Genomic DNA, 14,391 nt, shown 5'->3' on the forward strand with positions numbered 1-14,391 from the left:
GAGCAGATGGCACGTGACTTGTAATCCGCCACGCTCCCTCCCGTAACACGCCCGTCGCATGCTTTCCGCATGTCCGAGGCTGTCACCACCCCCACGCACTGCCCCTACTGCGCCCTCCAGTGCGGCATGTCACTGCGTCCGCAGGGCGGCACCGTCGAGGTGGTCGAGCGGACGGACTTCCCGGTCAACCGGGGCGCGCTCTGCGGCAAGGGCCGCACCGCCCCGGCCGTGCTCTCCTCCCGGGTCAGGCTCACCGGGCCCCTGGTCCGATGCCCTGACACAGGTGCCCTGGAACCGGCCTCCTGGGAGGAGGCACTCGCCGCCGTCGCCGACGGGCTGCGCCGGACCCGCGCCGACCACGGACCCGATGCCGTGGGGGTCTTCGGCGGCGGCGGCCTCACCAACGAGAAGGCGTACACGCTCGGCAAGTTCGCCCGGCTCGTCCTCGCCACCTCGCAGATCGACTACAACGGCCGCTTCTGCATGTCGTCGGCGGCGGCCGCGCACCAGCGGGCCTTCGGGCTCGACCGGGGGCTTCCCTTCCCTCTGGAGGACATCCCCCGCACCGGCTGCGTGATCCTCGTCGGCTCCAACCTGGCCGAGACCATGCCGCCCGCGCTGCGCTACCTCACCGAGCTGAAGGAGAACGGCGGGAAGCTCATCGTCGTCGATCCGCGCCGCACCCGCACCGCCGAGCAGGCCGACCTCCATCTCGCGCCCCGCCCCGGCACCGACCTCGCGCTCGCGCTCGGGCTGCTGCACCTGGTGGTGGCCGACGGCCGGGTGGACGAGGAGTTCGTCAGGGACCGTACGGAGGGCTGGGAGGCCGCCCGGGCCGGGGCGATGGCGCACTGGCCGGAGCTGGTCGAGCGGATCACCGGCGTGCCGGTGCCGCAACTCCGTGACGCCATGCGGATGTTCTGCGACGCGGAGACCGGGATGGTGCTCACCGCGCGGGGCCCGGAGCAGCAGTCGAAGGGGACGGACACGGTCGGCGCGTGGATCAACCTCTGCCTCGCGACGGGGCGGGCGGGCCGGCCGCTCTCCGGCTACGGCTGCCTCACCGGCCAGGGCAACGGCCAGGGCGGCCGGGAACACGGTCAGAAGGCCGACCAGCTGCCCGGATACCGGAAGCTCGACGACCCGGCCGCGCGGGCGCACGTGGCGAAGGTGTGGGGGGTGGCCCCGGAATCCCTGCCGGGCCCCGGCCGCAGCGCGTACGAGCTCCTCGACGCGCTGGGCGGCGAGGTGAAGTCCCTCCTGCTCATGGGCTCCAACCCGGTGGTCTCGGCGCCGCGCGCCGCGCACATCGAGGAGCGGCTGCGCTCGCTCGACTTCCTTGCCGTCGCGGACGTGGTCCTGTCGGAGACGGCGGAGCTGGCGGACGTAGTCCTTCCGGTCACCCAGTGGGCGGAGGAGACCGGGACCACGACCAACCTGGAGGGCCGGGTCCTGCTGCGGCAGCGCGCCCTGACCCCGCCGGAGGGGGTCCGCAGCGACCTGGAGGTGCTGCACGCGCTGGCCGCGCTGCTCGGCTGGGAGAAGGGCTTCCCCACGGACCCGGAGGAGGTCTTCGACGAACTCCGCCGCGCCTCGGCCGGCGGCCCGGCGGACTACTCCGGCATCAGCTACCGCCGCATCCGCGAGGAGAACGGCGTCTTCTGGCCCTGCCCGGAGGAGGCGGAGGAACCGGCCCGGGGGGCCGGGCTGCCCGGATCCGGCCCGGCCGGGGCCGCGGCGGAAACCGGCGCCGCGCGGTCGGACGGGGAGGCCCCGCGGCCGCACCCCGGCACCCCGCGGCTCTTCCTCGACCGGTTCGCGACCGCCGACGGCCGCGCGCGGTTCGTGCCCGTCGTGCACCGGGCCGCCGCGGAGGAGACGGACGCCGAGTACCCGATCGTGCTGACGACCGGGCGGGTCGTCGCCCAGTACCAGTCCGGGGCGCAGACCCGGCGGGTCGAGGAGCTGAACGCGGCGGCGCCCGGCGCCTTCGTCGAGTTGCACCCGCGGCTCGCGGAGCGGCTCGGAGTGGCCGACGGCGAGCAGGTCGCCGTGGTCTCGCGGCGCGGGCGGGCGGTGGCGCCCGCCCGGGTCACCACCACCATCCGGCCGGACACCGTCTTCATGCCCTTCCACTGGCCGGGCGAGGGCCGGGCGAACACCCTCACCAACCCCGCGCTCGACCCGGTCTCCCGGATGCCCGAGTTCAAGGTGTGCGCGGTCCGCCTCGAGCCCGCCAGTCCCCGCCCTCGATGAGCGGGCCGTGCGGGGTGCCGGGCGCCGCGAACCAGACCCAGGCGCGAACGGCCGCGCCGTCCCGGAGCCGTACGACCGTGCGTGCCGCCCGCTCGTAACCGGCGGGGAGCTCCACCCGGTCGAGTTCGGCGAGGAGTTCGCCGTACGCCCCGGGCGCCGCGGTCACCAGGTCGCCCGCGATCCGGCCCTCGCCCGGCATCGCGTACGGATAGCCGGGGCCGTCGTACAGCAGCGCCCCCGACAGCCGGGCCGGTTCCTCCGTCGCCGTGCGGCCGAGGAGGAACCGGTCGTGGTTGTACTCACCGGGGCGGAGGGTGCCGTAGACGAAGAAGGGCAGCTCCGTCACGGCGCCGCGGTCTCCGTCTCGATCCACTCCAGGTACGCGGCCGAGGCCCGCACCACCGGGGTGGCGACGATCTCCGGGGTGTCGTAGTCGTGCCTGGCGAGGAGATGGGCCTCCAGCTCCTCGTAGCGCGCCTCGGTCGTCTTGAACAGGACCTGCCACTCCTCCTCGGTCTCGATCGCCTTCCGCCAGTGGTAGACGGAGGTGATCGGCCCGGAGATCTGCGCGCAGGCGGCGAGGCGGGCCTCGACCGCCCCGCGCGCGAGCTCCTGCGCCTTGGCGGCGCTGTCGGTCGTGGTCAGTACGGTGAGTGCGAGGGTCACGCCGTCACCGTACCGTCAGGCCGCCGCCGCGAACTGGGCCGCGTACAGCCGGGCGTAGGCGCCGCCCGCGGCCAGCAGCTCCTCGTGCGTGCCCTGCTCGGCGATGCCCCCGTCCTCCATCACGAGGATGACGTCCGCGTCCCGGACGGTGGAGAGCCGGTGGGCGATGACGAACGAGGTGCGGCCCTCCCTGAGGGAGGACATGGCCCGCTGGATGAGGACCTCGGTGCGGGTGTCGACGGAACTGGTCGCCTCGTCGAGGACCAGGATCGCGGGCTCGGACAGGAACGCCCGGGCGATCGTGATGAGTTGCTTCTCGCCGGCGCTGAGCCCGGCGCCGTCCTCGTCGAGGACGGTGTCGTAGCCGTCGGGCAGGGTGCGGATGAACCGGTCGGCGTGGGTGGCCATGGCGGCCTCGACGATCCGCTCGCGCGACACCGCCCCGGACGCCCCGTACGCAATGTTGTCGGCGATCGTGCCGCCGAACAGCCAGGTGTCCTGAAGCACCATGCCGATCCCGGACCTGAGGTCCTCCCGGGACATCGTCGAGACGTCCACGCCGTCGAGGGAGATCCGGCCGCCGGTCACCTCGTAGAACCGCATCAGCAGGTTCACCAGAGTCGTCTTGCCCGCGCCGGTCGGGCCGACGATCGCGACCGTCTGACCCGGCTCCACCGTCAACGACAGCTCCTCGACGAGCGGCTTCTCCGGCTCGTAGCGGAAGGAGACCTTCTCGAAGGAGACCCGGCCGGTGACCGTCTCCGGGCGCACCGCGCCGGCGGGCGCCGGGGACTCCTCCTCGGCGTCGAGGAGGTCGAAGACCCGCTCGGCGGAGGCGACTCCGGACTGGAGCAGATTGGCCATGGCCGCGACCTGGGTGATCGGGCCGTTGAACTCGTACGAGTACTGGATGAACGCCTGGACGTCTCCGACGGTCAGCGTCCCGCTCGCCACCCGCAGCCCGCCGACCACAGCGATCAGGACGTAGTTGACGTTGCCGACGAAGGTGAGGGCCGGCTGGATGAAGCCGGACATGAACTGGGCGCGGAAGCTCGCCGCGTACAGCTCCTCGCCGAGCTCGTCGAAGCGGGCCACCGCCTCGTCGCGCCGGCCGAAGGCGACGACCTCCGCGTGGCCGGTGAACATCTCCTCCACATGGCTGTTGAGGCGCCCGGTGACGGCCCACTGCTTCACGAACTGCGGCTGGGCGCGCTTGCCGATCCGGGCGGCCACGAGCAGCGAGACGGGCACGGTCGCCAGTGCGACGAGCGCGAGCAGGGGCGAGATCCAGAACATCATCACCAGCACGCCGACGAGGGTGAGCAGCGCCCGGACCATCTGGCTGAAGGCCTGCTGGAGGGTCTGGGTGATGTTGTCGATGTCGTTGGTGGTGCGGCTGAGGACCTCGCCGCGCGGCTGTCGGTCGAAGTACGAGAGCGGCAGCCGCGCCAGCTTGTGCTGGGCTTCCTCGCGCAGCCGGTGGCCGGCCCGCTGGACGACGGTCGTGGCGAGCCGCTGCTGCAGCCAGTTGAGCCCGGCGGAGCCGACGACCAGGACGAGGGCGACGACGAGCACCCGGGCGACCGCCGGGAAGTCGACGCCGGCCGGGCCCGCGGCGCCGGAGACGACGAGGTCGGTGGCGTGGCCGAGGATCATCGGGCTGAGGACGGCCAGCGCGACGCCGACCGCCGCGGCGGCGAGCACGGCGAGCAGCCGGGGGCGTTCGGGGGCCATGGTGCGCAGCAGGCGCAGGCCGGAGGAGCGGAAGTCCAGGGATCGTTCGAGCGAGGGGGTGCTGATGCCGGGACCGCGCTGCTGTACGGCGGGTCCCCGGCGCTGGGGGGCACTCACGCTGCTTCCTCCTCGGTGAGCTGGGAGAGGACGATCTCCCGGTAGGTGACGTTGTCCCGCATCAGTTCCTCGTGGGTGCCGCTGCCGACGGCCCGGCCCTGGTCGAGGACGACGATCCGGTCGGCGTCGCGGATGGTGGAGACGCGCTGGGCGACGATGACGACGGTCGCGTCCGCGGTCTCGTGCCTGAGCGCTTCGCGCAGCAGCGCGTCGGTGCGGTAGTCGAGTGCGGAGAAGGAGTCGTCGAAGAGGTAGACCCGGGGGCGGGCGACGAGGACCCGGGCGATGGCGAGGCGCTGGCGCTGGCCGCCGGAGAGGTTGGTGCCGCCCTGGGTGACCGGCGCGTCGAGTCCCTCGGGGAGGTCCGCCACGAAGTCGGCGGCCTGGGCGACCTCCAGCGCGTGCCACAGCTCCTCGTCGGTGGCCTCGGGCCTCCCGTACCGCAGATTGCTCGCGACCGTGCCGGAGAAGAGGTACGGCTTCTGCGGGACGAGTCCGACGGTACGGGCGAGCAGTGTGCGGTCCATGGTGCGTACGTCGACGCCGCCGACGCTGACCTCGCCGCCGGTCGCGTCGAAGAGGCGCGGGACGAGGCCGAGGAGGGTGGTCTTGCCGCTGCCGGTGGAGCCGATGACGGCGGTGGTGCTGCCGGGGCGGGCGGTGAGGCTCACCGAGCGCAGGACGGGTTCCTCGGCGCCGGGGTAGCTGAAGTCGGCGCCGACGATGTCCAGTTGACCCGGCCCCCGCAGCTCGTGGACGGGCGCGGCGGGCGGGGCGACGGACGGCTCGGTGGCGAGGATCTCCTGGATGCGTTCGGCGCTGACCTCGGCGCGGGGCATGTGCATCATCAGGAAGAGCACCATCATCACCGACATCATGATCTGGAGCAGGTAGCCGAGGAACGCGATCAGCGAACCGGCCTGCAGGGCGCCGGACTCGATCCGGTGGGCGCCGGCCCAGACGATGGCGACGGTCGCGAGCTCCCAGACGATCAGCACGATCGGGAACATCACGGACTGGAGCCGGCCGACCCGCAGTCCGACCTCGCGCAGCTCGTCGTTGGCGGCGCCGAACCGCCGCTGCTCGTGCCGGTCGCGGACGAAGGCGCGGACGACCCGGATGCCGGTGATCTGTTCGCGCATCACGCGGTTGACCCGGTCGACGCGCTCCTGCATCCCGCGGAACAGCGGCCGCATGCGCAGGACGACCGCGCCGACGGCCCCGGCCATGAGCGGGACGAAGAGCAGGAGGAGGAGGGCGAGGGGGACGTCCTGGTCGAGGGCCATGACGATGCCGCCGACGCACATCAGGGGTGCGGCCACGAGCATGGTCAGGACGAGGACGGCGAACGTCTGGACCTGCTGGACGTCGTTGGTGGTGCGGGTGATGAGGGAGGCGGTGCCGAAGCGGCTCATCTCGCGGGCGGAGAAGTCCTGGGCGCGACGGAAGGCGGTGGCGCGCAGATCGCGGGCGACCCCCATGGCGATCTTGGCGCCGAAGTAGACGGCGGCGCCGGCCGCGGCGGCCTGGAGGAGGGTGACGGCGGCCATCAGGCCTCCGCCGGACAGGACATGGGCGGTGTCGCCGCGCAGGACTCCGTTGTCGATGACGTCGGCGTTGAGGGTGGGCAGGGTCAGGGAGGCGAGGGACTGGACGAGCTGGAGGAGCACGACCAGGGCCAGGGTGCGCCGGTAGGGCCGCAGCCGGCCGCCGACGAGTCGGAGCAGCATGGATCCGGTCCCTCCTCAAGCCGCGTACGGGCGGGTGGACTTGGCGGACCTGAGCGCGTGCGCCCACCAGGCGATCTGGTCGAGCATCGACTTGGCGGCGGCGTCGGGTCCGGTGGGGTCCTTGTGCCGGCCGTCCTCGCCGAAGTGCCCGTGCGCGTTGTGGAAGGAGACGGTGTCGCGGACGGTGACGGCGTGCATCTCGGCGTAGACCTGGCGCAGTTGCTCGACGGCCCGCAGACCGCCGGCCATCCCGCCGTACGAGACGAAGCCGACGGGCTTGGCCTGCCACTCGGTGTAGTGCCAGTCGATGAGGGACTTGAGGGAGGCGGGGAAGGAGTGGTTGTACTCGGGGGTGAGGACGACGAAGGCGTCGGCGGCGGCGAGGACCGGGGAGACCTTGGCCAGCTCGGCACGGACGGTGGCGTCGGGGTCGTACGAGAGGGAGGTCGGCAGATCGATGTCGGCGAGGTCGACGACGTCGACGGTGAAGTCGTCGCGCTCGGCGGTACGGCCGAGGAACCAGTCGGCGATGACGGGGCCGAAGCGGCCTTCGCGGTTGCTGGCGACGATGACGGCGAGCTTGAGGGGTGCGGAGTCGGCCGAGTGGGCGGAATGCGCGGAGGCCGCGGAGTTCGTGATGTCCATGCCGAGGAGCTTGGTACCTCAAGTTTGGTTGAGGTCAAGCGCCGATTTCGAGCGCCGATGTGCGCCTGCGTTTCCGCATTACGGTGAGGTCATGACGACACCTCCCCCGCACATCGAGATCGACGGCTCCCCCGCCGGCGACCCGGACCTCCTCGCGGAGCTCATGACCGGCTACGGCCACTTCACCGCGGCGCAGGTGCGCGACGGCCGGGTCCAGGGCCTCGACCTGCACCTCGACCGGCTCGACCGCGCCGGCCGGGAGCTGTTCGACGAGGGCGTCGACAGGGATCGCGTACGGGCCCTGCTGCGCGGCGCCCTGGAGTCGGCGGGCCGTCGGGACGCGGCGGCGCGGGTGTACGTCTACCCTGACCTGACGGCCGGAGGGACCCGGACCGTGGTGACCGTGCGGGAGCCGTACACGCACGTCCCGACCCCGCAGCGCTTGAAGTCCGTCCCGTACTGGCGGCCCGCGCCCCACATCAAGCACCTGGGCGGCTTCGGCCAGACGTACTACGGGGAGGCGGTGCGGCGCGAGGGCTTCGACGAGGCGCTGCTGACGTCCCCGGACGGCGAGATCGCCGAGGGCGCGGTCACCAACATCGCTTTCTGGGACGGCACTTCGCTGGTCTGGCCGGCGGCCCCCTGCCTGCACGGCATCACGATGAGCCTGCTGGAGGACCGCCTGGACTCGGTGCGCCGCCGGGTGACCCGGGGCGACCTCGCGGGCTTCCGTGCGGCCTTCGTGACGAACTCCCGGGGGATCTCGCCGGTCGCGGAGATCGACGGGGTGGAGTTCACGGTGGACGAGGAGCTGATGGGGCGCGTGTACGGGGCGATGGCGTCGGTGCCGTGGGACGCGTTGTAGGGCCACGGCAACTCACCGGGAACCGACGGGCGTTGGGCCACCTCCGGTACCATCGATGATCCTGGTGGGCGCACATGGGGGGCGGGAATGGTCGCGAGGTACGTCGTCTCGCCGCACGGCGGTCGTCGCGCCCACCCCGACATCACGTCCGCCCTGCGCGCCGCCGCCGCGCGGGGCCGGCCTGCGCTGATCGAGATCGCGCCCGGCCTGTACGAGGAGAGCCTCGTCGTCCAGGGCGAAGTCCGGCTGACCGCGGCCGCAGGGCCGGGTTCCGTCGTGGTGAACCGGCTGCGCGGGACCGTACTGGAGACGTACGGAGCGGTCCACGTCGACGGCCTCGTGCTGACCAGCCGTGACCCCGACGCCGATGTCGTCGCCTGCGCGCGGGGCACGCTCACGCTCGAGCACGTGGAGGTCCGGACCCCGGGCGGCGTCGGCGCGCACGCGCGGCCGAACACCCATGTCACCCTGCGGGACAGCGTCTTCCTGCACGGCCGCACCCTCTTCACCGCGTCGGCCGGAGTGATCGAGCGGTGCCGCTTCACCGACGCCGCCGACAACGCGATCGCCGCCATCGAGGGCGCCCGGCTGTCCGTCCGGGGCAGCCGGATCGAGGGCAGCGCGATCCACGGCGTACGCGTCTGCGACGCGCGCGCCGAGGTCGTCGGCTGCGAGCTGACCGGCACCGGGAACGCGGCCCTCATGGCGGACACCCGGGCGGAGCTCGCCGTGGCCGACTGCGCGATCACCGCCGTGCACGCGGAGGGGGTCATGTTCGTCCAGCAGTCCCGGGGCTCCGTGGACCGCACCCGCGTCACCGACGCGCAGCACGGGATCGCCGCGGCGAGCGGCGCCGACCCGGTGGTGCGGGGCTGCGTGCTCACCGACTGCCGCGACTCCGGCATCAACGTCCAGTCCGCGGCGCGTGGCAGGTTCGAGGACTGCTCGGTCGTCGGCGCGCGCAACATCGCGGTGTACTCCAGTCAGGGCGGCGCGCCGGAGGTCGACGACTGCCGCATCTCGGGAGGCAACGTCGGCATCGCCGTCGCCGAGGGCGGCAGAGGCCGGTTCACCCGCGTCGGGGTCGAGGATCTGACGAACTCCGCGCTGCGGGTCTGGGACGGATCCGGGGGCGTGTTCGAGCACGTCCGGGTGGACCGCTGCGGGCTGGGCCTGGACACCAAGGGTGACGGCGGCACGACGGCCGGCCTCACCGACGTGGTGTTCCGCGACGTCGAGACCGCGGTGACCGCGCTCGGCCAGTCCAGGATCACGCTCGAGAAGGTCACGGCGGAGCGCACGGTCGTGGGCTTCTTCGCCGGCGAGGAGGCGCAGCTGCGCGTGCACGACTGCGACGTCACGGCGGTGGCCGTCGGTGCCGTCGTCATGTCCGGCAAGGGGAAGCTCTTCGCGCGGGACCTCACCGTGAACGGGTCCGAGGGAACCGGATTGACCGGGAGCGGGTCCGGCTACCTGGACGTCGCGAACAGCGAGTTCACCGACTGCGCGAGCGCGGGCGCCGCTTTCGCCGACGAGAGCGGGGGCCGCCTGGTGGACTGCTCCGTGAACGGGACGCAGGGGTCTGCCGTGGTGCACAACGGCCGCGTCGAGCTCGTCCGGCTGCGTACGTCGCTGCCGATCGTCCGCAAGACCATCCGCACGTCCGAGCAGACACCGACGGTCATCAACAACTACCACGGAGCGGTCGTCAACGGCACAGTCATCAACAGCCAGTTCTCGTGGAACAACGACAACGCCATCCAGCGGCAGACGACAGAGGACGGTCCCGGCACATGAGTGACCCGCACAGCGTGAACAACTACGACGGGCCGGTGTTCAACGGCCCCGCCTCCCACAACCAGTTCGCCTGGAACAACGAGACGGTCACCCAGAACCAGCAGGACAACAGCACGGCCGTCGCCCCCGGCTACGAGGCCCTCGCCGAGCGGGTCGCGGAGCTGCTCCGCCAGCTGCCCCACGCGGGCCTCTCCGACCAGGACCGCGAGGACGCCGAGGCGGCCGCCGGCGAGGTCCTCGCGGAGATCACCCGGCCCGACCGGCCTGAGGAGGGCCGGCTGCGCCGCGCGCTCGCCATGCTCAGGGGAGCCCTGGCCCCCGTCGCGACCGGCGTCGCGGCCGGTACGACGGTGGGCGCGCAGGAGTGGGCCCTGGCGGCGATCGAGGGCCTGATCGTCTGACGTGCGGGGCCCCGGAGCGTGTCGCTCCGGAGCAACGCGCTCTCCGGGCCCGTCACCCGTTCGGCACGGGACGTCAGCTGACGCCCGATGACCCTCCCCGACCTGCACAAACGTCCGTCCGCCAGGCGACACACCGTACCGGACGGCGTAATTCTGATTCTCCATCAGCAGGCGCGGGGCGCGCCGCGGCACTTACCTCGGTCCTACGGAAGACCGCTCGCGCGCCCCGGAGGACCCCATGCGCACCACTGCCCGTCTGCTCACCGGTACCGCGCTGACGGTCGCCGCGATCGGCGCCTTCGTCGCGCCGGCGGCGTACGCCGGGGACTCCGAGTCGCTGGAGGTCTACCCCTCCTCCGCCACCCCCGGCACCACCGTCACCGTCAACACCCTCGCCTGCGGGAAGCACGGGCACGGCATCGGGGACGCCAACTCGCTCGGCGCGGGCGAGTTCGAGCTGAATCCGAGCACGCACAAGGAGGTCGTGGTCGGTCAGTTCACGGTTCCGCAGCACGCCAAGCCCGGCACGTTCGGCATCAGCGTCGCCTGCGACAACGGCAAGACCGCTCGCGGCGACCTCGTCGTCAAGCACAAGAGCCCGAGCGGTCACGTCAAGACCGGTGTCGGGGGCAGCGTCGGCCCCGACACCGCCCAGGTCACGGTGGGCGCGGCGGTGCTGGCCGCGGCTGCCGTCGGCGGTACCTGGCTCCTGCGCCGCCGGGCGAGCGGCGCGCAGGGCCGCTAGGGGCTCCCCGGGCTTCCCCCGGGCTTCCCTGGGCGTACCGCCCGCGTCCTGCCCCCGCCGCGCGCCCGCATGAGGCCCGGCGGGGGCAGGGCCACATCCCCGCACGACCCCGAGAGGGCAGACCGTGAGCAGCAGGAGCAAGGGCTGGGGCATAGCCGTCGCCGCATGCGTCGGCATCTGGCTCGTCCAGAACGGTTCGGAGAACGTCACCCCGCCGGTCCCGTCGGCCGCCCAGGCCTTCGCTGCCGGGCCGAACGCGCACACCGACGCCGCCGCCGACCCGCTGCCGCCCTCCGCGCCCGTCCGGCTGCGCATCCCCGAGATCGACGTCGACACGCCCATGATGCGGCTCGGGCTCGACCCGGACGGCGCGCTCGACGTGCCGCCCGCGGGCAACCGCAACATGGCGGGCTGGTACGAGGGCGGCACCACGCCCGGCGCCGAGGGCACCGCGATCGTCGCCGGCCATGTCGACAACGCCCAGGGCCCCGCCGTCTTCTACGCGCTCGGCGCGCTCAAGAAGGGCAACCGGATCGAGGTGGACCGGGAGGACGGCCGTACGGCGGTGTTCACGATCGACGCCGTCGAGGTGTACGAGAACCAGGAGTTCCCCGACGCGAAGGTCTACGGGGAGGCGGACCGCGCCGAACTGCGGGTGATCACCTGCGGTGGTTCCTTCTCCAAGAAGGCCGGCTACCAGGGCAACGTGGTCGCCTTCGGCCACCTCATCGGCGTGCGCTGACGGCTGCTGGGACAGGCCCCCGGACAGGCCCTAGGCCCACTGGTCGAAGGCGAGCTTCGCGACCAGCGAGAAGACGACGAACAGCAGCACCCCGCGGACGAACTCGGCGCCCTTGCTCAGCGCCATCCGCGCCCCGACCATCCCGCCGGCCAGGTTGAAGACCGCCAGGACCGCTGCCAGCTGCCAGAGCACGCTGCCCTGGTAGGCGAACATCGCGAGCGCTCCCGCGTTGGTGCAGACGTTGACGATCTTGGCGGTCGCTGAGGCGTTCACCAGGTCGAGATGGAGCACGGCGGTGAGCGCGAGGACCAGGAACGTGCCGGTCCCCGGCCCGATCAGACCGTCGTAGAAGCCGATCCCGCCACCGACGAGCACGATCGCGGTGACGATGCGGCCCCGACCGACCGGCGCCTTGTCCTCCCCCTGGGTCCCGAAGGAGGGCCGCAGCATCACGAACGCGGCAACGCCCACCAGCACCACCATGATCACGGGGCGCAGTACGTCGCTGCTGATCCCGGCCGCGAAGAAGGCGCCGCCCATGGAGCCGGCGAGGGCCGCGAGCCCGATCCGTACCGCCGTCTTCACCTGCACGGGCGCCTTGCGTACGTACGTGACGGCGGCGCCGGACGTGCCGACGATCGCGACGGCCTTGCTGGTACCGAGGATCTGGGCCGCCGGGACCTGCGGGAGGCCGAGCAGCAGCGCGGGCAGCATCAGGAGCCCTCCCCCGCCGACCACGGCGTCGATCCAGCCGGCCACGAGTGCGGCGACACAGAGCAGGACGACGGTGGTCAGGGAGATGTCAGGCATGGTCGCGAGCCTAGGGAGACGATGGTTGTGCCGTCCATCAATCCCGGGAGACTTGAGCTACGTCTGAGGTTGTGCCGGTCGGTGCCCGGTCGGGCGCGGGCGGCGCGGCGGGGTCGACGGCGACGGTCAGGAAGGTCGCGGCGAGGGCACCCGCGGTGAGGAGTCCTGCGGCCAGCCGCCGACGGGCGCGGTCGGTGGGGTGGACGCGCCGGGCGCGGTGCTTAGTCATGGCTGAAGTCCTCGGAGTGGATACGACGGGCGGGGACCCCGGCCCGGACGAGTGCGTCGGTGGCCGCGCGGGCCATCGCGGGCGGCCCGCACAGATAGACGTCGTGGGCGGCGAGGTCGGGCACGAGATCGCGCAGGGCCTGGGGGGCGAGGGGGTCGAAGGAGGCGTCGGACGGGCCGAGGAGGTAGTGGAGGGCGGCCTGCCGTTCGCGGGCGATCCGCTCCAGTTCCGCGCGCAGGACGAGTCCTTCCGCGTCAGAGGCCCGGTACAGCAGCGTCACGTCGCCCGGCCCCCCGGGCAGGGTCTCGAAGAGCGCCCGCATCGGGGTGATGCCCACGCCCCCGGCGAGCAGCAGCACCTTGCGGCGGGTGCGGCGGTGCGCGGTGAGCGCGCCGAACGGGCCGGCGGCCAGGACCCGCGTGCCGGGGCGCAGCCGTCGGATCCGGCGGGTGTGGTCGCCGAGCGCCTTGACGGTGATGCGCAGGGTGTCGTCGTGGACGGGCGCGGAGAGGGAGAAGGGCAGGGCGGTCCGCCAGAGCCTGCGGGTCAGGAACCGCCAGCGGAAGAACTGCCCCGGTTCGGCGCACAGGCGTTCCAGACCGGCGCCCCGGATGGTCACCGAGACGACGCCGGGGCCCTCGTCGCGTACCTCGGTCACGCGCAGGGCGTGGCGCAGCGCCTGCCGGACGGGGACGACGATCCGGTACCAGACGAGGAGGACGGCGACGGTCGCGTGCGCCATCGACCAGCCCCAGACGGCGAGCACGCTCCCGGCGAGGTCGGGCCCGGCGAGCTGGTGCACGAAGCCGAGGGCGGCGGCGAGATGGCTGAGCAGATGGACCGCCCGCCACGTCTCGTGCCGCAGCCGCCGCCGAGCGGCCCGGGCGGAGGTGACCCCGACGGCGACGAAGAGGGCGGTGCCGGCGGTGGCGGCGACGAGCGCGGGGTAGGAGAGCAGCCCGAGGGTGGCGGCGACGAGGTCGGTACGGGTGTGCACGGCGTACCCGCAGAGGGCGAGGAGCGCGTGGGCCCCGATGAGGCCGAGGACGTACCGCCCGCCGCGGGCATGCCACCGGGCGAGCCGGTCGGCACCGACACCGTGCTCGACGGCGGGGACGCGGGCCATCAGGAACAGCATGACGAGAACCCCGTACCCGGCGAGCAGCCCGGTGAGGTGCGCGCCGGCGGCGAAGACGGAGTCGATACGCGCGGAGGGCTCGGCCTGCACTCCCCAGAGGAGGGCGACACCTCCGGCGCCGACGACGATGCCGAGCCGGAGCCGCTCGGGCGCCAGACGGGGGTTGTGGGCATACGTTCCGCAGGGCGGTGGGGGTCCCCCCGGACGAAGTCTGGGGGAGGGTGGGCACAACCCCCCACCGAGCCGCACCCGGCCCCGCTCCTGCACCACCCGCTGCCCAGCGGGCCGCACCCCCCGCTGCGCCAGATACGCGGCCAGCGCCGGATGGCTGGGTTCCTGAACCTCGGTCGTCACACACCGCACACTAGGGTCCGCCGGTATACGAGAACCCCAGGTCAGGCCCTCCCCCGCGATCCTTAAGGCCCCCTTGAGGACGCCCTGACCACCGGTTAAGCCTCACACCCGCCCGCCTCACAGTGCGAACCCCGCACGTCTGAGATCAGCGTTCCGTACGGG

At 72.8% G+C, this 14,391-nt stretch carries 14 protein-coding genes; 6 read left to right on the top strand and 8 right to left on the bottom strand.

The genetic code is table 11. From position 1 onward, the window contains the following. Nucleotides 1-69 precede the first annotated feature (69 nt). Nucleotides 70-2,256: a molybdopterin oxidoreductase family protein gene (locus ACFV9D_RS08800; protein WP_385143035.1), complete on the top strand. Its 2,187-nt coding sequence runs from the start codon at nt 70-72 to the stop codon at nt 2,254-2,256. Here the strand turns inward: ACFV9D_RS08800 and ACFV9D_RS08805 are convergent. From ACFV9D_RS08805 to ACFV9D_RS08825, 5 genes are read right to left on the bottom strand one after another with little or no spacing between them, the layout of a single operon-like run. Next, a complete protein-coding gene (locus ACFV9D_RS08805; RefSeq protein ID WP_385143038.1) occupies nt 2,207-2,602 on the bottom strand; it encodes a gamma-glutamylcyclotransferase family protein in 396 nt (131 codons plus the stop codon). The genes ACFV9D_RS08800 and ACFV9D_RS08805 overlap by 50 nt on opposite strands. Beyond that, complete coding sequence (gene cutA / locus ACFV9D_RS08810) at nt 2,599-2,922, bottom strand: divalent-cation tolerance protein CutA (protein ID WP_385143040.1); 324 nt, start codon at nt 2,920-2,922, stop codon at nt 2,599-2,601. The genes ACFV9D_RS08805 and cutA overlap by 4 nt, the downstream gene beginning before the upstream one ends. A gap of 15 nt (nt 2,923-2,937) precedes the next feature. Further along, the gene (locus tag ACFV9D_RS08815) at nt 2,938-4,773 is read right to left on the bottom strand and encodes an ABC transporter ATP-binding protein (RefSeq protein ID WP_385143043.1); all 1,836 of its coding nucleotides are present in this window, start codon (nt 4,771-4,773) and stop codon (nt 2,938-2,940) included. Continuing rightward, nucleotides 4,770-6,503: an ABC transporter ATP-binding protein gene (locus tag ACFV9D_RS08820; protein ID WP_385143046.1), complete on the bottom strand. Its 1,734-nt coding sequence runs from the start codon at nt 6,501-6,503 to the stop codon at nt 4,770-4,772. The genes ACFV9D_RS08815 and ACFV9D_RS08820 overlap by 4 nt, the downstream gene beginning before the upstream one ends. A 15-nt stretch (nt 6,504-6,518) precedes the next feature. Further along, nucleotides 6,519-7,148 carry an NADPH-dependent FMN reductase gene (locus ACFV9D_RS08825; RefSeq protein WP_385143049.1) on the bottom strand — a complete coding sequence of 210 codons (630 nt, stop codon included), beginning with the start codon at nt 7,146-7,148 and terminating at the stop codon, nt 6,519-6,521. A gap of 91 nt (nt 7,149-7,239) precedes the next feature. On the opposite strand from ACFV9D_RS08825, the gene ACFV9D_RS08830 reads away from it, so the two are divergent. The 5 genes from ACFV9D_RS08830 to ACFV9D_RS08850 all read left to right on the top strand — a co-directional run bounded on the left by ACFV9D_RS08830 (nt 7,240) and on the right by ACFV9D_RS08850 (nt 11,698). Further along, nucleotides 7,240-8,013, top strand: a complete 774-nt coding sequence (locus ACFV9D_RS08830; protein ID WP_385143052.1) for an aminotransferase class IV — start codon at nt 7,240-7,242, stop codon at nt 8,011-8,013. Between the two features lie 87 nt (nt 8,014-8,100). Further along, a complete protein-coding gene (locus ACFV9D_RS08835; RefSeq protein ID WP_385143055.1) occupies nt 8,101-9,810 on the top strand; it encodes a right-handed parallel beta-helix repeat-containing protein in 1,710 nt (569 codons plus the stop codon). Further along, a complete protein-coding gene (locus ACFV9D_RS08840; RefSeq protein ID WP_385143058.1) occupies nt 9,807-10,211 on the top strand; it encodes a hypothetical protein in 405 nt (134 codons plus the stop codon). Before ACFV9D_RS08835 ends, ACFV9D_RS08840 begins: the two co-directional genes overlap by 4 nt. Before the next feature lie 238 nt (nt 10,212-10,449). Then, entirely contained in the window at nt 10,450-10,956 is a 507-nt protein-coding gene (locus ACFV9D_RS08845; RefSeq protein ID WP_385143061.1) for a hypothetical protein, read from the top strand. 124 nt (nt 10,957-11,080) lie between these two features. After that, the gene (locus ACFV9D_RS08850; RefSeq protein WP_385143063.1) at nt 11,081-11,698 is read left to right on the top strand and encodes a class F sortase; all 618 of its coding nucleotides are present in this window, start codon (nt 11,081-11,083) and stop codon (nt 11,696-11,698) included. 30 nt (nt 11,699-11,728) lie between these two features. Here ACFV9D_RS08850 and ACFV9D_RS08855 read toward each other — a convergent pair whose 3' ends face one another. From ACFV9D_RS08855 to ACFV9D_RS08865, 3 genes are read right to left on the bottom strand one after another with little or no spacing between them, the layout of a single operon-like run. After that, nucleotides 11,729-12,508 carry a sulfite exporter TauE/SafE family protein gene (locus ACFV9D_RS08855; protein WP_385143066.1) on the bottom strand — a complete coding sequence of 260 codons (780 nt, stop codon included), beginning with the start codon at nt 12,506-12,508 and terminating at the stop codon, nt 11,729-11,731. A gap of 37 nt (nt 12,509-12,545) precedes the next feature. Next, nucleotides 12,546-12,737 (bottom strand): hypothetical protein, encoded by a 192-nt coding sequence (locus ACFV9D_RS08860; protein ID WP_385143069.1) that lies wholly within the window; start codon nt 12,735-12,737, stop codon nt 12,546-12,548. Next, on the bottom strand, nt 12,730-14,229 hold the full coding sequence (locus ACFV9D_RS08865; protein ID WP_385143072.1) for a ferric reductase-like transmembrane domain-containing protein: 1,500 nt from the start codon (nt 14,227-14,229) through the stop codon (nt 12,730-12,732). Before ACFV9D_RS08865 ends, ACFV9D_RS08860 begins: the two co-directional genes overlap by 8 nt. Nucleotides 14,230-14,391 lie beyond the last annotated feature (162 nt).

This window comes from Streptomyces sp. NPDC059875 (genome assembly GCF_042731085.1).
GTDB lineage: Bacteria > Actinomycetota > Actinomycetes > Streptomycetales > Streptomycetaceae > Streptomyces.

Coding starts and splice junctions, on each gene's coding strand:
- ACFV9D_RS08840 (WP_385143058.1), top strand. CDS start 9,807: ATGAGTGACCCGCACAGCGTGAACAACTACGACGGGCCGGTGTTCAAC.
- ACFV9D_RS08825 (WP_385143049.1), bottom strand. CDS start 7,148: ATGGACATCACGAACTCCGCGGCCTCCGCGCATTCCGCCCACTCGGCC.
- ACFV9D_RS08800 (WP_385143035.1), top strand. CDS start 70: ATGTCCGAGGCTGTCACCACCCCCACGCACTGCCCCTACTGCGCCCTC.
- ACFV9D_RS08845 (WP_385143061.1), top strand. CDS start 10,450: ATGCGCACCACTGCCCGTCTGCTCACCGGTACCGCGCTGACGGTCGCC.
- ACFV9D_RS08830 (WP_385143052.1), top strand. CDS start 7,240: ATGACGACACCTCCCCCGCACATCGAGATCGACGGCTCCCCCGCCGGC.
- ACFV9D_RS08860 (WP_385143069.1), bottom strand. CDS start 12,737: ATGACTAAGCACCGCGCCCGGCGCGTCCACCCCACCGACCGCGCCCGT.
- ACFV9D_RS08835 (WP_385143055.1), top strand. CDS start 8,101: ATGGTCGCGAGGTACGTCGTCTCGCCGCACGGCGGTCGTCGCGCCCAC.
- ACFV9D_RS08820 (WP_385143046.1), bottom strand. CDS start 6,503: ATGCTGCTCCGACTCGTCGGCGGCCGGCTGCGGCCCTACCGGCGCACC.
- ACFV9D_RS08855 (WP_385143066.1), bottom strand. CDS start 12,508: ATGCCTGACATCTCCCTGACCACCGTCGTCCTGCTCTGTGTCGCCGCA.